This is a genomic window from Micromonospora sp. NPDC051006, from assembly GCF_044456245.1.
Lineage (GTDB): Bacteria > Actinomycetota > Actinomycetes > Mycobacteriales > Micromonosporaceae > Micromonospora.
In genome coordinates, this window is the sequence record NZ_JBITFP010000004.1 from 244,714 (window position 1) to 265,077 (window position 20,364).

The 20,364-nt window shown below is 71.0% G+C and carries 16 protein-coding genes; 10 read left to right on the forward strand and 6 right to left on the reverse strand.

The features are described from left to right. The first annotated feature begins 1 nt into the window (after position 1). From fdh to ACIBBA_RS09770, 6 genes are all read left to right on the forward strand, one after another. Complete coding sequence (gene fdh, locus ACIBBA_RS09745; RefSeq protein ID WP_396695547.1) at positions 2–3,277, forward strand: formate dehydrogenase; 3,276 nt, start codon at positions 2–4, stop codon at positions 3,275–3,277. Between the two features lie 3 nt (positions 3,278–3,280). Then, entirely contained in the window at positions 3,281–4,324 is a 1,044-nt protein-coding gene (locus tag ACIBBA_RS09750; RefSeq protein ID WP_396695549.1) for a 4Fe-4S dicluster domain-containing protein, read from the forward strand. Beyond that, on the forward strand, positions 4,321–5,421 hold the full coding sequence (nrfD, locus tag ACIBBA_RS09755) for an NrfD/PsrC family molybdoenzyme membrane anchor subunit (protein WP_396695551.1): 1,101 nt from the start codon (positions 4,321–4,323) through the stop codon (positions 5,419–5,421). The genes ACIBBA_RS09750 and nrfD overlap by 4 nt, the downstream gene beginning before the upstream one ends. Before the next feature lie 121 nt (positions 5,422–5,542). After that, on the forward strand, positions 5,543–6,757 hold the full coding sequence (locus tag ACIBBA_RS09760) for an OFA family MFS transporter (protein WP_396695553.1): 1,215 nt from the start codon (positions 5,543–5,545) through the stop codon (positions 6,755–6,757). 73 nt (positions 6,758–6,830) lie between these two features. Further along, complete coding sequence (locus ACIBBA_RS09765; RefSeq protein WP_396695555.1) at positions 6,831–8,132, forward strand: DUF1800 family protein; 1,302 nt, start codon at positions 6,831–6,833, stop codon at positions 8,130–8,132. Positions 8,133–8,141: 9 nt separating this feature from the next. Next, complete coding sequence (locus ACIBBA_RS09770; protein ID WP_396695557.1) at positions 8,142–9,383, forward strand: DUF1501 domain-containing protein; 1,242 nt, start codon at positions 8,142–8,144, stop codon at positions 9,381–9,383. 110 nt (positions 9,384–9,493) lie between these two features. Here the strand turns inward: ACIBBA_RS09770 and ACIBBA_RS09775 are convergent, their stop codons facing one another. Then, positions 9,494–10,003 (reverse strand): VOC family protein, encoded by a 510-nt coding sequence (locus ACIBBA_RS09775; RefSeq protein ID WP_396695559.1) that lies wholly within the window; start codon positions 10,001–10,003, stop codon positions 9,494–9,496. 171 nt (positions 10,004–10,174) lie between these two features. On the opposite strand from ACIBBA_RS09775, the gene ACIBBA_RS09780 reads away from it, so the two are divergent. Beyond that, positions 10,175–10,735 carry an isochorismatase family protein gene (locus tag ACIBBA_RS09780; protein WP_396695561.1) on the forward strand — a complete coding sequence of 187 codons (561 nt, stop codon included), beginning with the start codon at positions 10,175–10,177 and terminating at the stop codon, positions 10,733–10,735. 130 nt (positions 10,736–10,865) lie between these two features. Here ACIBBA_RS09780 and ACIBBA_RS09785 read toward each other — a convergent pair whose 3' ends face one another. The 3 genes from ACIBBA_RS09785 to ACIBBA_RS09795 all read right to left on the reverse strand — a co-directional run bounded on the left by ACIBBA_RS09785 (position 10,866) and on the right by ACIBBA_RS09795 (position 12,817). Continuing rightward, positions 10,866–11,732, reverse strand: coding sequence for an SDR family oxidoreductase (locus ACIBBA_RS09785; RefSeq protein WP_396695563.1), 867 nt, complete (start codon positions 11,730–11,732; stop codon positions 10,866–10,868). Then, entirely contained in the window at positions 11,722–12,018 is a 297-nt protein-coding gene (locus ACIBBA_RS09790; RefSeq protein ID WP_357054190.1) for a DUF4873 domain-containing protein, read from the reverse strand. The genes ACIBBA_RS09785 and ACIBBA_RS09790 overlap by 11 nt, the downstream gene beginning before the upstream one ends. A gap of 70 nt (positions 12,019–12,088) precedes the next feature. Then, positions 12,089–12,817, reverse strand: coding sequence for a TetR/AcrR family transcriptional regulator (locus tag ACIBBA_RS09795; protein ID WP_396695565.1), 729 nt, complete (start codon positions 12,815–12,817; stop codon positions 12,089–12,091). A 48-nt stretch (positions 12,818–12,865) separates the two neighbouring features. Between ACIBBA_RS09795 and ACIBBA_RS09800 the strand changes: the two genes are divergently transcribed. After that, complete coding sequence (locus ACIBBA_RS09800; protein ID WP_396695567.1) at positions 12,866–13,762, forward strand: diiron oxygenase; 897 nt, start codon at positions 12,866–12,868, stop codon at positions 13,760–13,762. Positions 13,763–13,820: 58 nt separating this feature from the next. Here ACIBBA_RS09800 and ACIBBA_RS09805 read toward each other — a convergent pair whose 3' ends face one another. Continuing rightward, the gene (locus ACIBBA_RS09805) at positions 13,821–14,345 is read right to left on the reverse strand and encodes a winged helix-turn-helix domain-containing protein (RefSeq protein WP_396695938.1); all 525 of its coding nucleotides are present in this window, start codon (positions 14,343–14,345) and stop codon (positions 13,821–13,823) included. A 352-nt stretch (positions 14,346–14,697) separates the two neighbouring features. Between ACIBBA_RS09805 and ACIBBA_RS09810 the strand changes: the two genes are divergently transcribed. Then, positions 14,698–19,068 (forward strand): S8 family serine peptidase, encoded by a 4,371-nt coding sequence (locus ACIBBA_RS09810; RefSeq protein ID WP_396695569.1) that lies wholly within the window; start codon positions 14,698–14,700, stop codon positions 19,066–19,068. Between the two features lie 147 nt (positions 19,069–19,215). Here the strand turns inward: ACIBBA_RS09810 and ACIBBA_RS09815 are convergent, their stop codons facing one another. After that, on the reverse strand, positions 19,216–19,731 hold the full coding sequence (locus ACIBBA_RS09815; RefSeq protein ID WP_396695571.1) for a winged helix-turn-helix domain-containing protein: 516 nt from the start codon (positions 19,729–19,731) through the stop codon (positions 19,216–19,218). A gap of 353 nt (positions 19,732–20,084) precedes the next feature. Between ACIBBA_RS09815 and ACIBBA_RS09820 the strand changes: the two genes are divergently transcribed. Next, the gene (locus ACIBBA_RS09820) at positions 20,085–20,294 is read left to right on the forward strand and encodes a hypothetical protein (RefSeq protein WP_396695573.1); all 210 of its coding nucleotides are present in this window, start codon (positions 20,085–20,087) and stop codon (positions 20,292–20,294) included. Positions 20,295–20,364: the final 70 nt, after the last annotated feature.

Below are 20,364 nucleotides of genomic sequence, written 5' to 3' on the forward strand. Positions count from 1 at the left end.
GATGGGGGTGCGCACCTGGATCGAGGGCTGGCCGGTCTACCGCCAGCTCACCGGCACCGACCCGCTGGGTCGGGGCGCCGCGGCCAAGTCCGCCCAGTCCACGTCGCTCACCGCCCGCACCGAGACCGCCGACAGCATGGCCAGGTCGGTCTGCCCCTACTGCGCCGTGGGTTGCGGCCAACGGGTGTACGTCGAGGACGGGCAGGTCACTCAGATCGAGGGGGATCCGGACAGTCCGATCTCCCGTGGTCGGCTCTGCCCGAAGGGCGCGGCGAGCAAGAGTCTGGTGACCAGCCCCTTGCGTCAGACGACGGTCCGCTACCGGCGGCCGTACGCGACCGAGTGGGAAGACCTGGACCTCGACACGGCGATGAACATGATCGCCGATCGGGTCCTGGCGGCCCGGGACGAGACGTGGGAGGACGTCGACGGCGAGGGCCGTCCGCTGAACCGGACGCTGGGGATCTCCAGTCTGGGCGGCGCGACGCTGGACAACGAGGAGAACTACCTCATCAAGAAGTTGTTCACGGCGATGGGGGCGTTGCAGATCGAGAACCAGGCGCGTATTTGACACTCCGCCACCGTTCCCGGTCTGGGAACCAGCTTCGGTCGTGGCGGCGCGACGCAGTTCCAGCAGGACCTCGCTAACTCCGACGTCATCGTGATCCAGGGCTCGAACATGGCCGAGGCGCACCCGGTCGGGTTCCAGTGGGTGATGGAGGCCAAGCGGCGCGGCGCGAAGGTGTTCCATGTCGATCCCCGGTTCACCCGGACCAGCGCGTTGGCCGACAGCTACCTGCCGATCCGGGCCGGCACCGACATCGCGCTTCTCGGTGGGGTGGTGCGCTACATCCTGGAGAACGAACTCGACTTCCGCGAGTACGTGGTCTCCTACACCAACGCCGCGACCATCGTCAATGACGACTACCGTGACGCCGAGGATCTGCACGGGCTGTTCTCCGGGTTCAAGGAGAAGAACGCCAGCTACGACCAGACCAGCTGGCAGTACCACGGACACGAGCAGAACGGCGCGACCCGCGACACCGAGACCCAACGGGAAACCGCGGCGGGGTTGGAGCACGAGTCGCACGGCGCGCCGGTCAACGGTCAGACCGAGCGGGACGAGACGTTGCAGCATCCGCGCTGCGTCTACCAGATCCTCAAGCGGCACTTCGCCCGCTACACCCCGGAGATGGTCGAGCGGATCTGCGGCATCTCGCAGGAGAAGTTCCTCGAACTGGCTCAGGCCTGGACGGAGAATTCCGGCCGGGACCGGACCGGCATGCTCGTCTACTCGGTGGGTTGGACCCAGCACACCGTCGGCGTGCAGTACATCCGCACCGGCGCGATCATCCAGCTGCTGTTGGGAAACATGGGGCGTCCGGGCGGCGGGGTGATGGCGCTGCGGGGACACGCCAGCATCCAGGGCTCCACCGACATCCCGACGCTGTTCAACCTGCTGCCGGGCTATCTGCCGATGCCGCACCACGCCGACCACCCGACCTTCGACGAATGGGTCGACAGCATCAGACACCCGGGCCAGAAGGGCTTCTGGGGCAACGCCCGCGCCTACGGGGTGAACCTGCTCAAGGCGTACTGGGGGGACGCGGCCACCGCCGAGAACGACTACGGCTATGGCTACCTGCCCCGGCTGACCGGTGACCACGGCACCTACCAGCAGGTGTTGAACATGATCGACGGAAAGATCAAGGGTTACTTCCTGCTCGGTCAGAACCCGGCTGTCGGTTCGGCGCACGGCCGGGCGCAGCGGCTGGGCATGGCGAACCTGGACTGGTTGGTGGTCCGCGACCTGTTCATGATCGAGAGCGCGACGTTCTGGCAGAACGGCCCGGAGACCGAGACCGGCGAGATCGTGCCCGAGCAGTGCCGCACCGAGGTGTTCTTCCTGCCCGCCGCCTCGCACGTGGAGAAGGAGGGCACCTTCACCCAGACCCAGCGGCTGCTGCAGTGGCGGGAGAAGGCCGTCGAACCGCCGGGCGACGCCCGCTCCGAGCTGTGGTTCTTCTACCACCTCGGCCGCATCATCCGGGACCGGCTGGCCACGTCGACCCTGCCCCGGGACCGGGCGCTGCTGGAGCTGAACTGGAACTACCCGACGCACGGCCCGCACGCCGAACCGAGCGCCGAGTCGGTGCTCTACGAGATCAACGGGTACGACGTGGCGACCGGTCGGCCGCTGGCGTCCTTCACCGAGATGAAGGACGACGGCTCCACCGCCGGCGGCTGCTGGATCTACACCGGGGTCTACGCCGACGGCGTCAACCAGGCTGCCCGCCGCAAGCCCGGCTCGGAACAGGACCTGGTGGCCGCCGAGTGGGGTTGGGCCTGGCCGGCGAACCGGCGGATCCTCTACAACCGCGCCTCCGCCGACCCGGACGGCAGACCGTGGAGCGAGCGCAAGAAGTACGTCTGGTGGGACGCCGAGAAAGGCGAGTGGACCGGCTACGACGTGCCGGACTTCGAGAAAACGAAGGCGCCCTCCTTCCGGCCTCCCCCGGGGGCGGCGGGCGTGGCGGCGATCGCCGGCGACGACCCGTTCGTCCTGCAGGGCGACGGCAAGGGCTGGCTGTACGCCCCCACCGGCGTCCTCGACGGGCCACTGCCGACGCACTACGAGCCGGCCGAGTCGCCGGTGCGCAACCCGCTCTACCGGCAGCAGGCCAACCCGACCCGCAAGGTCTACACCCATCCCATCAACACGCTCAATCCGAGCCCGCCCGAGGCGCACAGCGACGTCTTCCCGTACGTCTTCACAGTCAGCCGGCTCACCGAGCACCACACGGCCGGCGGGATGAGCCGTACCGTGCGACCGCTGGCGGAGTTGCAGCCGGAGATGTTCGTGGAAGTGTCGCCGGAGCTGGCGGTCGAACGGGGACTGAATCATCTGTGCTGGGCGCATCTCATCACCACCCGAGCGGCGATCGAGGCCAAGGTGCTGGTCACCGACCGACTCACCCCGCTACGGGTGGAGGGCCGGATCATCCACCAGATCTGGCTGCCCTACCACTTCGGCTACCAGGGCCTGGTCACCGGCGACTCCGCCAACGACCTGTTCGGCATCACCCTGGACCCGAACGTGCTGATCCAGGAGAGCAAGGTCGGCACCTGCGACATCCGGCCGGGCCGACGGCCCAGGGGACGGGAGTTGCTGGACGTCGTCGTGGACTACCGGCGGCGGTCGGGGAACCTCAACCCGCACTACCCGCCGATGGTCACGACCGACGACGCGGCCAGCGACAGCGACCGGGAGGCCTGACCGATGGTCCACGCCAACAGCCTGTACGGGCCACTGGACCCGGCCCCGGACGCCGGCTACACGGATGCCCCGCCGCGGATGGGGTTCTTCACCGACACGAGTGTCTGCATCGGCTGCAAGGCCTGTGAGGTGGCCTGCAAGGAGTGGAACGACGTGCCGGAGAGCGGGCTGGACCTGCTGGGGATGTCGTACGACAACACGGGAGCGTTGACGGCGAACTCGTGGCGGCACGTCGCCTTCGTCGAGCAGCCCCGCCCGTCCGGCTGGGCCACTCCCGCATTCGAGGACACCCCGGCCGGTCCGCCGGTCAGCGCGGCCACCGCGACCTTCGGCGCCGAAACCGCCACCCACACCGGTACCAATCCCGGTATCCCATCGGGTTCACCGGGGGCCGCGGCGCGGATGGTGGGTGGCTCGGAGTTCCTGGGGATGCCGGGAGCGCAGCCGCCGGGGCGGGGTACCGGTGCCGAGGGTCGCAGTGACTTCCGCTGGCTGATGATGTCGGACGTGTGCAAGCACTGCACGCATGCGGCCTGTCTGGATGTGTGTCCGACGGGTTCGTTGTTCCGGACGGAGTTCGGGACGGTGGTGGTGCAGGAGGACATCTGCAACGGGTGTGGTTACTGCATCCCCGCCTGCCCGTACGGGGTGATCGATCAGCGTAAGAATGATGGTCGGGCGTGGAAGTGCACGCTGTGTTATGACCGGTTGGGTGTGGGGATGACGCCGGCGTGTGCGCAGGCGTGTCCGACGGAGTCGATTCAGTACGGGCCGTTGGAGGAGTTGCGGGGGCGGGCGGCGGCGCGGGTGGCGACGTTGCATGGGCGGGGGGTGTCGGAGGCACGCCTGTACGGTCATGATCCGAACGATGGTGTGGGTGGTGACGGGGCGTTCTTCCTGTTGCTGGACGAGCCGGAGGTCTACGGTCTGCCCCCGGATCCGGTCGTGACCACCCGTGACCTGCCGAAGATGTGGAAGCGCGCCGGCCTGGCTGCGGTGACGATGGCCGCCGCCGCAGCCGTCGCGTTCATCGGCGGTCGGCCATGACGGGCCCGACCCCGGCCGACCCGAACGAGCCGGCTGGCACCCGGCTCCCCGAGTTCCGGATCGACAGGCCCGCCGACGGGCAGCGCCGGCGCGGGACCGGTCGCGGCTGGCGAGGGCGCGGTGCGGGCGGCGAACAGGTCACCGTCCCGCCGGTCGACTTCACCTCCTACTACGGCCGGCCGATCCTCAAACCACCGGTATGGAGGAAACGCGACATCGCCGGCTACCTGTTCACCGGCGGCCTCGCCGCCGGAAGCGCGTTGATCGCCGCCGGAGCTCAGCTGACCGCACGGCCCGGGCTGCGCCAGGTGAGCCGGGGGACCGCCCTCGGCGGCATCGCCGCCAGCACGTACCTGCTGATCCACGACCTCGGGCGGCCGGACCGGTTCCACCACATGCTCCGGGTGGCCAAACTGACCTCGCCGATGTCGGTCGGCACCTGGGTCCTCACCGCCTTCGGGCCGCTGGCCGGCGTCGCGGCGGTCGCCGAACTGGCGCCGCTGCTCCCGCGGCACGGCGCGCTCGGGCTGGCGCGCCGGCTGGCCCCGCCGATCGGCGACGTCGCCGGCCTGGCCACCGCGGCCACCGCACCGGCGCTGGCCACCTACACCGGGGTGCTCCTGGCCGACACGGCCGTACCGTCCTGGCACGACGCCTACCCGGCGTTGCCGTTCGTCTTCGCCGGCAGCGCGCTCGCCGCCGCCTGCGGGGTCGCGCTGATCGCGGCGCCCGCCGCGGAGACCGCCCCGGTGCGCCGGCTCGCCCTGGCGGCCGCGGCCATCGAGCTGGCCGGTGGCCACCGGCTGGAGCGGATGGGGCTGACCAGCGAGCCCTACCGACAGGGGCGCAGCGGCCGCCTGATGCGGGCGGGACGGGTGCTGCTCGCCGTCGGCACCACCGCGGCGTTGCTGAGCGGGCGCAGCCGTGTCCTCTCCGCGATCTCCGGCGCCGCCCTGCTGGCCTCGTCGGTCGCCACCCGGGTCGGCGTCTTCGAGGCGGGCGTGGCGTCGGCGCGCGATCCGAGGTACACGGTCGTGCCGCAACGGGAACGGCGCGACCAGGAAGGGGACCGGTCGCCGGCCGAGAAACGGACGTAGCTCATCCGCAGGCGCCAGCCCGTGAGCCGACGAACGGGGGACTCAGCTCATGGCCCACACCGCAAGCGATCAGGGAAGTTCCACACCGACGCGAGGCCGATGGGGTCTCGTCGTCGCCGCAGTGCTCGTCCAGCTCGCGCTCGGCGCCGTCTACGCGTGGAGCGTGTTCAACATGCCGCTGCAGCAGGAGTTCGGCTGGAGCAAGGCGCAGGCGGTGCTGCCCTTCGAGGTGGCGATCGGCACCATCTTCATCGGCAGCCTGGTTGGTGGTCGCATCCAGGACCGGCGCGGACCACGACCGGTCGCCCTGGGCGGCGGGGTGCTCTACGCGGTCGGCAACATGCTGGCGTCGCTCACGTCGTCGAGCGACGACCTCTGGCTGCTGGTGCTGACCTACGGCGTGCTGGGCGGGATCGGCCTGGGAGCCGTCTACATCACCCCGATCGCGATGCTCGCCAAGTGGTTCCCCGACCGGCGCGGCCTCATCACGGGGATCGCGGTCGCCGGGTTCGGCTTCGGCGCGGTGATCGTCGCGCCGGTCGCGAAGTCCCTGCTCAACCGGACCGGTGACCCCACCAGCGTGTTCCTGCCGCTGGGCATCGCCTACCTGATCGCGATCCTGCTCGGGGCGTCCTTCTTCCGTAACCCGCCGCCGGCGTACCAGGTGCCCGGCTTCACCCCGAAGGCCGAGGGCCGCGCCGTCGCCGGCACCCGTGTCTACACGCTGCGCGAGGCGCTGCGTACCCGTCAGTGGTACCTGCTCACCGGGATCCTCACCATCAACGTCGCCTGCGGGATCGCGCTGATCTCCCAGGCTTCCGACGCCACCCAGGACATCACCGGGGCGACCGCGGCGACCGCCGCGACCCTGGTCGGTGTCCTCGGCCTGTTCAACGGCGCCGGCCGGGTGGCCTGGGCTTGGCTCTCCGACCGCACCGGCCGGATGCCCGCATTTCTCGGGATGCTCCTGTTGCAGGCGATCTGCTTCTTCATCCTGCCGCACGCGGCGGCCTTCGCGGTCTTCGCGGTTCTCGCCGCGCTGGTCTACCTCGCCTACGGCGGCGGCTTCGGCACGATGCCGGCCACCGCCGCCGACTACTTCGGCACGCCCAACGCCGGCGCGGTGTACGGCGCGATGATCGTGGCCTGGAGCATCGGCGGAGTGGTCGGCCCGCTGGTCACCTCGCTGCTCTTCGAGGCGAGCGGCGAGAGCTACACGTTGCCGTTCACCGTCATCGCGATCGTCGCCCTCGTCGGCCTGATCCTGCCGCCGATCACGCGGCTGCCGACCGCGCCGGGCCGACCACGACCGCACAACGAGGTCACCGGCCCCTGAGCCGACCGGACCGGACGGTTCCCGGACCGCGCTCTTACCCTGCTCGAACATCGATGCCCTAGCGTCGGGCCACATGACAGAGCGCGAAGCGGTGGCGCACCTGCTGCGTCGGGCCACGTTCGGACCGACCGCCGACGAGGTCGACGCGGCCGAGCGCGCTGGGCTCGCCCGTACCCTCGACCGGCTGCTCACGCCCGACGGCCCGGATCCCGGCGCAGGAACGACTCCCGCCCCACCGCTCGGCCCGGATCCGGCCGCGCAGCTCGGCAAGGAGTCCAGCCGAGAAGATCGCCAACGGGCCAACCAGCAGCGCCGCGAGCAGCTCACCAGGCTGACCGACTGGTGGTTCACCCGGATGGTCGCCGCCGAGCACCAGCTGACCGAGAAGCTGCTCTTCTTCTGGCACGGGCACTGGGCGACCAGCGCGCAGAAGGTCCGCTCCGCGCCGCTCATGCTGCGCCAGCTCGAGACGATGCGCCGGCTCGGGCGGGGGCCGCTCGCACCGTTGGTCGAGGCGATGGTCCGGGATCCGGCTCTGATCGTCTGGCTGGACGGGCAGAAGAACACCCGCAAGGCGCCCAACGAGAACCTGGCCCGCGAGCTGATGGAGCTCTTCACCCTCGGCATCGACGGCGGCTACACCGAGGCGGACGTCAAGGAGGGCGCCCGCGCCCTCACCGGTTGGGTGGTCGACCGTCGCGCCGGGGCGGCCCGGTTCGAGCGGCGCCGACACGACACCGGGATCAAGACGATCCTCGGTCAGCGGGCCGCCTTCGACGCCGCCGGTTACGCCCGCCTGCTCGCCGGCCGGCCCGAGGCGGCGCGCCACGTCGCGGGGCGGCTCTGGTTCCGTTTCGCCGGCCCGCAGGAGCCCACGCCCGCGGAACTCGCCGGGCCGGACGCGGTCACCACGCTGCGCCGGATCTTCACCGCGCCGGCCTTCGCGCAGACCCGGGACACCCTGGTCAAGCAGCCCGTCGAGTGGCTGGTCGGCGCGGCTCGCCAACTCGGCGTCCGGCCGTCGGCCCTACCGGAGCAGCGCCGACGACGGCTGCTCGCCGGCCTGACGGCGATGGACCAGGTGCCGTTGCGGCCGCCGAGCGTCAGCGGCTGGCCGGCCGGCACCGCCTGGCTGACCACCTCGTCGCTGCAGGCTCGACTGCGCACGGCCGACGCCCTGGCGAGCGTCGCGGCACCGGCCGTGCTGGCCCGGCTCAGCGCCGCGCCACCCGAGGGTCGCCCCGAGGCTCTGGCCCGGCTGCTCGTGGTCGACGGGTGGAGCGAGCGCACCCGGGCGGCGCTGACGCCGTTGGCCGGCGAACCGCGCCGGCTGATCGTGGCCGGCCTGGTCAGTCCCGAGTACGCGGTCAGCTGAGGAGGAGCGATGGACGTCCTGACCCGACGGCGGTTCCTGGTGGCGAGCGGAGTGGTCGGCGCGACCGCCCTGGCGGCGGGCGCGGCCGCATACCGGTGGGAGGACCTGCTCGCCACCGCGGGTGACCGCGACCCGGAGGCCCGCACGCTGGTGCTGGTCACGTTGTACGGCGGCAACGACGGCCTGAACACCGTCATCCCGTACGCCGACCCGGCGTACCACGACGCGCGCCCCGAGCTGGCGTACCCGGCGGAGCAGGTCAAACGGCTGGACGACGAGGTCGGCCTCAACCCGGCGCTGGCCGGGCTGCACCGGCTGCACGGCCAGGGACAGTTGGCGGTGGTCCGGGGCGTCGGCTACCCGAAGCCGGACCGCAGCCACTTCCGGTCGATGGACATCTGGCACAGCGGCGAGCCGGAACGCCCCGGCACGACCGGATGGCTCGGCAGGTGGCTCGACCAGGCCGGCGGCGACCCCCGGCTGGCGGTCTCCTTCGAGCCGGCGCTTCCGCCGCTGCTGGCCGGCGCGCGCGGCGCGGGAGCCTCGGTGCCGCTGACCGAGCGGAAGGCCCCGATCGGGCTCTCTGACGCCACCCTGGCCGCGTTCGCCGCCCCCGCGTCGGGCGAGTCGCCGGCCCGGGTCCGCGCCGCCACGTGCTTCGCCGACCTGCGGTCCGTCGACGCGATGATCCGCGCGGTGCGGGACACGGACGGCTCCGACGGCGAGGAGCAGGAGGGCGCGGCCGAGCCGGCCACCGCGACCGGCGGTGCCCGTACCCCGCTCGACGGGCAACTGGACCTGGTCGCCCAGTGCGTCGAGGCGGGGGTCTCGACCCGGGTCTTCTCGGTGTCGCTGGGTGGCTTCGACACCCACGCGGACGAGCGGCAGCTGCAGGAGGTGCTGCTCGGGCAGGTGGACCGGGCGCTCAGCGGGTTCGTCGACCGGATGGCGCGGACCGACGCGGGCCGCAAGGTCATGGTCGCCGTCTACTCGGAGTTCGGCCGCCGGGTACGCGCGAACGCCTCCGACGGCACCGATCACGGCACCGCCTCCAACGTGCTGCTGCTCGGGTCCGGCGTGCGCGGCGGCGTGTACGGCGAGCCACCGAGCCTCACCGACCTCGACGACGGTGACCTGAAGTTCACCACCGACTTCCGGGACGTCTACGCGACCCTGCTGGAGCAGGTGCTGCAGACCGACCCCGACCGGGTCCTCGCCGGCTGGCGGGGCCGCCTCACCGACATCCTCTGAGGCCGTCGCGGCTGTCGTCGTCGCGCCGGTCGCGGGCGGGCCGGTCGGACAGGCCTGCCGCCGGTACCGGCCGTTCCGGCGACCGGTCGCCGGCCGCCCCAGCGCCGCGTTCAGGTGTTGCGGGCGAAGCCACCCTTGGGAGCGATCAGTTCGAGGTTCGTTCCGTCCGGGTCGTTGAAGTAGGCGACCTCCGTACCGAGCGCGTCCGCGGGATAGACCTCACCCTCGGCGAACGTGTAGGGCTCCCCGAGGAAGTCGAAGCCGGCCGCGCGCATCCGGTCGAAGACCGATCGCAGGTCGTCCACCTGGAAGCACAGGTGCATCGACCCGGGCCGGTTGGCGGCCACCTGCGCCGGTTCGCCGACCGGCTGCTGGAACTGGATCAGGTCGATCCCGAGATTGTCGAGGTTGAAGGTGGCGTACCGCAGCTGCGTCGTCGGCAGCCCCTGCGACTGCGCGAACCCGGGCCCGCGCATCGTCTCGTCCAGGACGACCGGCTCGGTGCCGAGCAGGGTCCGGTAGAACGCGACCGAACGGTCGAGATCGCTCACCGCGACCCCGACGTGCGCGGCCGTCCGGAGGCCGATGGACCCGTTCGAGGGGTTTGGCATGGTTGCCATCCTGTCTCTCCTCACCGGCGTGCCTGGTCGCCTCGGTACCGCTGCTGTCAGGTCCTACCCCGTGCGGGATCGGCTAGTGCTGCTGGGCCGGACCAGCTCCGGCCGGCGGCCGGGGCAGATTTCTGTCGGTGGCTCCGCCTACGGTGGTGGCAGGCATGAGCAGGAGGATTCATGACCACTCTTCAGAACCGGCCGAACACCGCGCTGCTCGTCATCGACGTGCAGCAGGGCGTCGTCGAGGGAGCCCACCAGCGCGACGTCGTCGTCACGAACGTCGGCAGCCTCGTCGAGAAGGCACGGCAGGAACAGGTCCCGGTGGTGTGGATCCAGCACTCCGACGAGGGTCTGGTGCGGGGCAGCGACGCCTGGCGGATCGTGCCCGAGCTGACTCCGGGCGACGCCGAGCCGCTGGTCGAGAAGAACTACGGCGACTCCTTCGAGGACACCACCCTCGAATCGGTGTTGTCGGAGCGGTCGGTCGGCCGGCTCGTCGTCGTCGGCGCCCAGACCGACGGCTGCGTCCGCGCGACCCTGCACGGCGCGCTCGTCAGAGGTTACGACGCGACGCTGGTCAGCGACGCGCACACCACGGAGGACATGACCGCCTGGGGCGCGCCCTCGCCCGAGCAGGTCATCGCGCACACCAACCTCTACTGGGCCTACCAGACGGCGCCGGGACGTTCGGCCGGGACGGTCGAGACCAAGGAGGTCGACTTCGCCGCCGCCTCCTGAGTCCCGCCACCTCGTGGTGGCCGGCGAGCCGGTCGAACACCGGCTCCCACGCCTGGTGGCGGTGTCCGACGCCGTGAAATGAGCACGAGCGGCTCCCCGCGGCCGACCCGACGCACGTGCACCCGCATGGTCACTCGCCCACCGAGGTCCGGCCGAAGGAGCGGCCGAGCCGGCGTACCTCGTCCTCCATCTGGCTGACCAGGGTCCGGCCGCCGAGCCGGGTGACCAGCGCGTCCGCGGGCCCGCTCGACACGACCGGCCGAAGTGCCTGCACGAGCGCGAGTGAGCGAGGCACGTAGACCTTGCGCCGGCGGCGCTCGATGCCGTGCAGCAGCGCGGCGGCGCACCGCTCGACGGGCACGACGGTGGACAGCGGCCAGGGCAGCCGGCGCAGGGTCCGCCGGAACGAGGCCAGGTCGGCGCGGATGTCGCGGACCAGGTCGGTGTCGATCCAGATCGGGTGCGCGGAGCCGACGGTGACACCGTGCTGGCGGGTCTCCAGGCGTAGCACGTTGGCGAACTGCTCGACGCCCGCCTTGGACGCGCTGTAGGCCGCCATCCCGGGCATCGCCGCGAAGGCGGCGGCGGACGACACGACCAGGACGTGGCCGCGGGCCGCGGTGACGTGGGGCAGCGCGGCGCTGACCGTCCGGATCACGCCACCGAGGTTCACCTCGACGGTACGGATCAGCGCGTCGACCGGCCCGACCGCGGTGGTGCCGAGGTTGGCTATGCCAGCGTTGGCGACGACCACGTCGATGCCCCCGAATCGATCCACGGTGGACGCGACGGCGGCGTCCAGGGCTTGCTGGTCGGTGACGTCGCACTCGTGCCAGTGCCCGTCGAGGTCGGTGCTGAGCCGGCGGAGCAGGTCCGGTTCCAGCCCGACCAGGGCGACCCGGGCGCCGCGGGCGGCCGCCTGCCGGGCCAGCTGGGCCCCGATGCCGCGCGCCGCGCCGGTGATGAGGATGGTCCGGCCGGTCAGGTCATACCGCATCGGCGTGCTCCCGTTCCGGCTCGGCCGTCGGCGGCCAGGGCGGTTCACCGACGCCGGTGATGCGTACGCCGCCCCACGGGTCGACCTCGGCCAACCGGGCCGGCCGGACCCGGTCGGCGATGCTCAGCTCGACGTCGCGCTGGCCGGATCGCAGCAACCGGGCCACCGGGGGAGCGGGCTCGATCCGTCCACCCCAGTGGTAGCGGCCGTCGACCGGCTCCCACCGTCCACTGAGCCGCACCCGGACCGGGGTGCCCGAGACGAGTGCCGGGCCGTGGTAGCTCATGGCGCCACCTCGCCTCGCCCGGCCTGCGACTCCGGCGGGCTGGGCCGGCGATTCGCCCGCTGACTCCCGTTCACGGGGTGATCCGCTCGTGCGCGCGGGTGAGCTCGGGCGGCAGGTCGGCGCTGCGCCGTACGCCCTCGATCCCGCTCCACAGCAGGGCGGTCAGGTAGTCGGTGAGGGCCGCCCGGCGTATCGGCTGGCCGTGGGTGGTCCACCAGTCGCCGACCGCCTGGACGAAGCCCACCAGGCCGTACGCCCACGGTTCCGCCGGGCCGGCGTCGAGACCCAGCGCGCGCAGCCGATCGCCGATCACCCGGGCCAACCCGGCGGCGACCTGCCGACTGGTCCCGGCGACCACCTGGTGGATGCCGGGGTGGCCGGACTGGTGCATCAGGAAGCGGTAGAGCGTGGGTTGCGACTCGATCACGCCGAGGTAGGCGTCGATGGTCGCCTGGACCAGGCCGCGTTCCTCGCGGACCTGCTCCACCGCGGGCGCCACGGCATCGATGATCCGGGCCGCCACCACCTCGCTCACCGCGACCCAGAGCTGCGACTTGTCGGCGAAGTAGCGGTAGAGGACCGGCTTGCTGACGCCGGCGGCGGCGGCGACCTGGTCCATGTCGACCGCCGGTCCGTGGCGCAACAGCGCTTGCACGGCGGCCGCGACCAGCTCCCGCCTTCGTTGCTCACGATGGTCGGCCCAGCGGTCCCGTCGGCCGTTGCCCTTCACCTTGCCAGTGCCGTCGGGGGGTGGGCCCGCCGGATCGGATCCATTGACATCCTTGAGCGGCGATCGCATGCTACTACTCGTAACAGTTACCGGCCGTCACGTCAATATGGAGGCGTAATGGAGGCGACACCAGCCGGCACGGAGCGCGAGGCGGTCGCCGAGCGGCTGCTCACGTCCTCGCTACGGACCAGCTACGACCCCATGGTGGAGATCGACTGGGACGCCCCGCACGTCGCGGGCGCCTACTGGCTCCCACCGCACCGCAGCAGCCTCTACGGCACGCCGCTGTGGGAGCGCCTCGGGGAGGAGCAGCGCGTCGAGCTCACCAAGCACGAGGTGGCGAGCGCGGCGAGCGCCGGGCTGTGGTTCGAGACGATCCTCATGCAGATGCTGATCCGGGACTACTACGACGCCGACCCGACCAGCCGGCACGCCCAGTACGCACTGACCGAGGTGGCCGACGAGTGCCGACACTCGATCATGTTCGGCCGGCTCATCGAGGCGATGGGCTGCCCGGTCTACCGGGCGGACCCGGTGGACCAGCTGCTCGGACGTTTCCTCAAGGCCACCGCCACCGGTCCGCGGATGTACGCCGCGATCCTCATCGCCGAGGAGATCCTCGACGCGTTCCAACGCGAGATCATGGCCGACGAGTCGCTGCAGCCGCTCATCCGCATGGTGTCGCGCATCCACGTGGTGGAGGAGGCTCGACACGTCCGGTTCGCCCGGGAGGAGCTGGCTCGCCAGGTGGCGGCGGCCGGCCCGCTGTCGGTGGCGTACGCCCGGCTGTTGATCGGCCGTTCCGCCCACACGATCGCCAACCGTCTGGTCCACCCCGAGGTGTACGCGGCGGTCGGCATCCCACCGGCGGTCGGCCGGGCCGCCGCTCGCGCGAATCCGCACTGGCGCGCCACCCTGCGTTGGTCGGCCGGGAGGGTGCACGCCCACCTGGCCGGTCTCGGCCTGGTGGCCGGTCCGGGGCGGCTGCTGTGGGCCCGTGCCGGGCTGATCTGACTGTCGTCGCCACCCACCGCGGCGGTCCACCCGCGAGGGTGCCCGCGTCGGCCGGGCGTCAGGCCCGCCCGAGTCGCGGTTGCTGGTGATCCGCCAGCCGCAGGCCGACACCCCGCACCGCGTCGATGGTGGCGTCGGTGCCGAGCTCGTGCAGCTTGCGCCGCAGCCGTTTCACCAGGGACTGCACGTCCGCCTTGCGTTCCCGTCCCTCGTCCCGCCAGACCGACCGGTGCAGCTCGGCGTAGCTCCAGACCCGGACCGGCTCGGTGGTCAGGCAGGTCAGCAGGTCATGCTCGAGCCGGGTCAGTTCGATCTCGCGGTCCCCGCACCGGGCGGTGGACCGGCCCGAGTCGATCACCAGAGCGTTGTCCGGCGACTCGGCCGGGAGAGCGGTCGGCGGCTCGCCCGGGATCTGCTGGGGCGCCGTGATCAGCCGACGTAGCTCGTCGAGGTCGGCCACCAACAGCAGTGGCGCGATGCCGTCAAGACGTTCCGCGAGCCGGATCCGCTCGGTCGGCGATGACGTCACCGCGATCAGCAGGGGGAACGGCTCGTCGGCCGGATCGGGCCCGTCCGGCGTCATTTCGTCGTCGTCGACCACAGCCCCCACCCGGAATCGACGGGCATACTGCCCAGCTCTCGTCATGGTCGTGACAATGACTGGCAGGCGTGCCGCCAGCTTGGCAACCGTTAGCGACAAGTTGCTTACGGCAAGTTCTTGATCGTCCTTTCTTCTCGATCATAGTGTCCAGACGGGCAACCGGCGTGACCCGCGCGGTGCATGGGGGGGCACAAAGGGGGCTCGTCCGTTCGGCTTACCCCGTCGAGACGAACCTCCTGCACCTTCACCATGGCTCATTTCACTCTGGGTCGTTCTGGAGGAGGCAGCACCGATGTTCAGACGTCCACACTGGAGGCGCACAGCCAGATCACTGGTGAGCGCCGGAGCGGCGATGGTCCTCGCCGCAACGGCTCTGGCCAGCACCGCAACCGGCGCGCAGGCCGCGCCGACCGGGACGGGAGCGGGCGCGGCGTCGCCGGCGGACAAGATCCGACCGGAGCTCGCGAAGCAGTTCGAGGCCAAGAGCGAGGGGGATTTCTGGATCCGCTTCAAGGCTCGGGCCGACCTGGGCAAGGCCAGCGCCATCAAGGACTGGGCCGAGCGCGGCACCGCCGTCGCAGAGGCGCTGCGCAAGACCGCTGACGACAGCCAGGCCGGCATCCGGGCCGAGCTCGACCGCGCGGGCGCCAAGTACCAGACCTTCTGGGCGACCAACGCCATCAGGGTCAGCAGCGGCTCGCTGGCGATGGCGCAGAACTTCGCCGCCCGCGCCGAGGTCGACGCCCTCTACGCCCCGATCGCCTACAAGGTGCCCGAGGTCAGCAAGGGCACCGACGAGAAGACCGTGAACGCCCTGGAGTGGGGCATCGCGAACATCAACGCCGACGACGTCTGGTCCCAGTACGGCGTCGAGGGCGAGGGCATCACCATCGCCAACATCGACACCGGGGTCCAGTTCGACCACCCGGCGCTGGTCAACTCCTACCGCGGCAACAACGGCGACGGCACGTTCGACCACAACTACAACTGGTTCAACGCCGCCGGGACCTGCGCCACCCCCTGCGACGGCAACGGCCACGGCACGCACACGATGGGCACGATGGCCGGCGCCGACGGCGCGAACCAGATCGGTGTCGCCCCGAAGGTCAAGTGGATCGCGGCGAACGGCTGCTGCCCCAGCGACGCCGCCCTGGTCACCTCGGGCCAGTGGATGCTCGAGCCGACGGACCTCAACGGTCAGAACCCGGACGCCAGCAAGCGGCCGAACATCATCAACAACTCCTGGGGCAGCCAGCTGCCCTCCAACGACCCGTTCATGGAGGACGTGACCCTGGCCTGGGCCGACTCCGGCATCTTCGGGGTCTGGTCCAACGGCAACAGCGGGCCGGGGTGCCAGAGCAGCGGCTCGCCGGGCAGCCTGGTCAGCAACTACTCGGCCGGCGCCTACGACATCAACAACAACGTCGCCGGCTTCTCGGGCCGCGGCACCGGGCAGAACGGCGGGATCAAGCCGAACATCTCCGCACCCGGCGTGAACGTGCGGTCGAGCGTTCCGGGCGGCGCGTACGCCAGCTTCAACGGCACCTCGATGGCGGCCCCGCACCTGGCCGGCGCGATCGCGCTGTTGTGGTCGGCGGCACCGGCGCTGGTCGGTGAGGTCGACGCGACCCGAGCGCTGCTCGACGGCGCCGCGGTCGACAAGGCCGACGCCCAGTGCGGGGGCACCACGGACGACAACAACGTCTACGGCGAGGGCCGGCTGGACGCCCTCGCGCTGCTCAACTCCGCCCCGATCGGTGACACCGGCACCCTGGCCGGCACGGTCACCGACGCGGCCACCGGCTCGCCGATCGGCGGCGCCACGGTCACCATCACCGGCCCGGCCGACCGCCAGGTGACCACCGGTGCCGACGGGAAGTTCTCCACCCTCCTGCCGGCCGGTGACTACCAGGTCGCCGTCGCGGCGTTCGGCTACGGCGGCAAGACGACGCCGGCGACGATCACCGCGGACGCGACCACGACGGTCAACGTCGCGCTCACCGCGGTGCCGAGCGTCACCGTCAGCGGATCGGTGACCGACGGCTCCGGACACGGCTGGCCGCTGTACGCGAAGGTGACCGTGGAGGGTCCGTCGGGCGTGTCCGACTACACCACGCCCGTCAACGGTCGCTACAGCCTCAAGCTGCCGGCCGGGGCGACCTACAGCCTCAAGGTCGAGTCGCAGTACCCGGGCTACCAGACCGTGACCAAGGAGGTCGTGGTCGGTTCGGGCAACAAGACCCTGAACGTCGCCGTACCGGTGGAGACCACCGCCTGCACGACGGCGCCCGGTTACACCTTCGGCTCCGACGGGGAGTACGAGACCTTCGACGGCACGACCACGCCGGCCGGCTGGTCGGTGGTGGACCACGCCGACAGTGGCCAGGTCTGGAAGTTCACCGACGACGGCAACCGGGGCAACCTGACCGGCGGCACCGGCAACTTCGCGATGATCGACAGCGACAACTACGGCCCCGGCGGGGATCAGGACACCTCGCTGGTCAGCCCGGTCGTCAACCTGACCGACGTGGCGGCCCCGGTCGTCCGGTTCAACCAGGACTTCAACTGGCTGGGCGACGACCGTGCCGACGTCGACCTCAGCCTCGACGGCGGTGCCACCTGGACGAACGTGCTCCGGCAGGCGGCGGACGCCCGCGGACCGCGGGTGACTGAGATCCCGATCCCGCAGGCCGCCGGCCAGGCGCAGGTGCAGGTGCGGTTCCACTACTACGACGCCTCGTACGAGTGGTGGTGGGAGGTCGACAACGTACTGATCGGCAGCCAGGTCACCTGTGTGCCGGTCGACGGCGGCCTGGTGCTCGGGCACGTCCGCGACAAGAACGTCAACGGCTACGTCAACGGCGCCACCGTCACCAGCAACGACCGGCCGGCGGAGAAGGCCACCACGAAGGCCACCCCGGACGACCCGGGACTGGCCGACGGCTTCTACTGGCTCTTCTCGTCGCTGACCGGCACCCACAAGTTCACCGCGGCGGCCGGCAACTACGTCAGCCAGAGCAAGCAGGTCGACGTCCAGGCCGACTGGGCGACCGCGGCGAACTTCCAGCTCGCGGCCGGCCGACTGTCCGTGCAGCCGGCCTCGGTGAGCGGAACGGTCCAGATGCCGACCGGCAAGGTGAACAAGACGTTCACCGTGACCAACACCGGCGGGGCCCCAGTCGACGTCGAGTTCAGTGAGCGCGACGGCGGGTTCGAGATTCTCCGGGCCGACGGGTCCCGGATCAACAAGCAGGAGGTGCTCGCGGCCAGCGGCGCACCGGTGCAGCGGCTCACCGTCGAGACGTCGGTCGCCGCCAAGGCGTCCGGCAGGGCGGTGACGGGGGCGCCCGCCACGGTGGCCCCGCAGGCCGACCCGTGGACGGACATCGCCGACTACCCGTCGAACATCATGGACAACCGGGTGGTCAACCTGGACGGCAAGGTGTACTCGATCGCCGGCGGCGACGGTTCGGCGTCCACGACGAAGAACTACGTCTACGACCCGGCCGCGCAGACCTGGACGGCGATCGCCGACCTTCCCGGCGCGCGCAACGCCGTGACGGTGGGCGTCCTGGACGGGAAGATCATCGCCACCGGCGGCTGGGCGGCTGCCGGCCCCGACGGCACCACCTGGTCGTACGACCCGGCCGCCAACACCTGGACCGAGAAGGCCGACAACCCGGCGCCGCGCGCCGCGGCCGGACAGGCGGTCGTCGACGGCAAGCTGTACGCCATCGGTGGCTGCACCACGTCGGCCTGTACGCCGATGTCCAGCACCGTCGTCCGGTACGACCCGGGCAGCGACACCTGGGAGACGATGGCCGAGTACCCGAAGTCGGTGGCCTTCGCCTCCTGCGGCGGGATCGACGGCATCGTCTACTGCACCGGCGGCAACGACGGGTCCGCCTCGCAGAGGGCCAGCTACGCCTTCGACCCGGGTGCCAACGCCTGGACCGCCGTCGCCGATGCGCCGGCCGACAACTGGGCGAGCTCGTTCGCTGTCGCGAGCGGCAAGCTCCTCGTCGTCGGCGGTTCGCAGGGTGGAGCCATCACCAACGTCGGCTTCGCCTACGACCCGGCCACCGACGCGTGGTCCAACCTGCCGAACGCCAACACCCCGCGGTACCGCGGTGGCGCGGCGTGCGGCTTCTACAAGGTCGGTGGTTCGTCCGGCAGCTTCAGCGCGATGCCGGACAGTGAGGTGCTGCCCGGGTTCGAGGGCTGCGCCGAGGCGGCGGCCGATGTCAGCTGGATGACGATCGACAAGACGGCGGCAACGCTCGCGCCGGGTGAGAAGGTCACGGTCACCGTCGGCATGACGGCGAACGTCGACCAGCCGGGCACCTACTCCGGCTCGGTCGCGATCAAGGAGAACACGCCGTACTCGGTGCCGCCGGTGGCGGTGACGATGACCGCGAACCCTCCGAAGACCTGGGGCAAGCTCATGGGCACGGTGACCGGGACCAGCTGCCAGGGTGCGAGTTCGCCGCTCCCCGGCGCGGTGGTCCAGGTCGACTCGTGGGCGATGTCGTTCACCTTCGCCACCGATGCCGAAGGTAAGTACGCCTACTGGATGGACCGTCGGAACAACCCGCTGACGATGATCGTCGCCAAGGACGGCTGGAAGCCGCAGACCCGTCAGGCGAGGATCGACACCAGCGCGCCCACGGTGGAGAACTTCGCGCTGGCTCCCATCCGGTGTTGACAATTGATCGCTAGTTGACAGATCCGGCCCGCCTGGTCGCTGTGACCAGGCGGGCCGGACCGTGTTCACCGGCGGCGCAGTGGCGGCACGACCGGCGAGGGGGACGCCGCGGCGGCGACGTCCCCCTCGGACGGATCGGGCGGGCGGTCAGACCGGCGCGAGGCGGAAGCCGACCCCACGGACCGCGTGGATGGTCGCGGCGGCGTCCAGCCGGGCCAGCTTGCTGCGTACCCGCCGTACCACCGAGTGCATGTCGGAGCCGCGGCCGAGGTGCTTGTTGCCCCAGACCTTCAGGTGCAGCCGTTCGTAGGTCCAGACCTGACCGGGCGCGCCGACCAGACAGAGCAGGAAGTCGTGCTCCAGGCGGGTCAGCTCGATCTCCTGGTCCCGCCAGCGCAGCACCCGCCGGTCGGAGTCGACGGTCAGGCCGGGCGGCGGCGGGGTGTCCACCATCGCCGCGGCCTCGGTGGTCACGGTCTGGACGGGGGCGGAGCCCGCCGTCGTGGGGTGCCTCTCGACCACCCCGAGGAACTCCCGCGCCTGGTCGACGCTGGAGACAATCAGGAACGCATTGCTGCCGCCGAGTAGTTGCGCCAGCTGTCGGCGTTCTGCCGGCGATGACGCGATGCCGATGACCAGGGACGCGACCGGGATACCCCGCATTCCCCAACCCCTTCCGGTTCCCCCACCAATTCCGGACGGCAATTACATGCTGCCGACCAAGAAACTTATCAATCTGTTATGACCATAGTGGCGGCTCATCTCGGACGGGTTAAAAATAGTTGCATGCAAGCATTTGAATGTCCGATAAGCTGAGTGCCGATGGTGACATAAGCTATTCGCGGTGGCTTGGCCGGGTTGCTGGGAATTTGCGGTGGTCAACGCGTCGCTGCACCCCGGCGGGCCGTCCCTACTCTAGGCTCGGCGGCGACAAGTCCGGATGAGGTGGACACGTCGATCGGAATCGGGTCGCGCCCGGCGGGCGGCAGGTTTCGCGACGTCAGGGGCGGGGCGCGATGACGACGATCGCGGCAGGCAGGTTCATCTCGCTCGACGGCGTTGTCGAGGTGCCCGACCAGTGGGACTTCCCGTACTACAACGACGAAATGGGCGCCGCCGTGGACGCCACCCTCGGTGCCGCCGACTGCATGGTGAGCGGCTCCGGTTCGGCTGGCGCAACTCCGAGCAGCCGCAGGACGGTCTGGTGGGGGCGGTCACCGCGCTGAGGCGGGAGTCGGGCTCAGCCGGTCGGGCCCGTGATCGCGGGCGCGGCTGCCCGATCTGGGTCGCCTTGAC

Excerpts from the sequence above, each read along its gene's own strand:
- ACIBBA_RS09785 (WP_396695563.1), bottom strand. The coding sequence starts at position 11,732 with ATGCGGTATGACCTGACCGGCCGGACCATCCTCATCACCGGCGCGGCG.
- ACIBBA_RS09815 (WP_396695571.1), bottom strand. The coding sequence starts at position 19,731 with ATGCGGGGTATCCCGGTCGCGTCCCTGGTCATCGGCATCGCGTCATCG.
- ACIBBA_RS09790 (WP_357054190.1), bottom strand. The coding sequence starts at position 12,018 with ATGAGCTACCACGGCCCGGCACTCGTCTCGGGCACCCCGGTCCGGGTG.
- ACIBBA_RS09770 (WP_396695557.1), top strand. The coding sequence starts at position 8,142 with ATGGACGTCCTGACCCGACGGCGGTTCCTGGTGGCGAGCGGAGTGGTC.
- ACIBBA_RS09750 (WP_396695549.1), top strand. The coding sequence starts at position 3,281 with ATGGTCCACGCCAACAGCCTGTACGGGCCACTGGACCCGGCCCCGGAC.
- ACIBBA_RS09795 (WP_396695565.1), bottom strand. The coding sequence starts at position 12,817 with ATGCGATCGCCGCTCAAGGATGTCAATGGATCCGATCCGGCGGGCCCA.
- ACIBBA_RS09805 (WP_396695938.1), bottom strand. The coding sequence starts at position 14,345 with ATGACGCCGGACGGGCCCGATCCGGCCGACGAGCCGTTCCCCCTGCTG.
- ACIBBA_RS09780 (WP_396695561.1), top strand. The coding sequence starts at position 10,175 with ATGACCACTCTTCAGAACCGGCCGAACACCGCGCTGCTCGTCATCGAC.
- ACIBBA_RS09800 (WP_396695567.1), top strand. The coding sequence starts at position 12,866 with ATGGAGGCGACACCAGCCGGCACGGAGCGCGAGGCGGTCGCCGAGCGG.
- ACIBBA_RS09820 (WP_396695573.1), top strand. The coding sequence starts at position 20,085 with ATGACGACGATCGCGGCAGGCAGGTTCATCTCGCTCGACGGCGTTGTC.
- ACIBBA_RS09765 (WP_396695555.1), top strand. The coding sequence starts at position 6,831 with ATGACAGAGCGCGAAGCGGTGGCGCACCTGCTGCGTCGGGCCACGTTC.
- ACIBBA_RS09775 (WP_396695559.1), bottom strand. The coding sequence starts at position 10,003 with ATGGCAACCATGCCAAACCCCTCGAACGGGTCCATCGGCCTCCGGACG.
- nrfD (WP_396695551.1), top strand. The coding sequence starts at position 4,321 with ATGACGGGCCCGACCCCGGCCGACCCGAACGAGCCGGCTGGCACCCGG.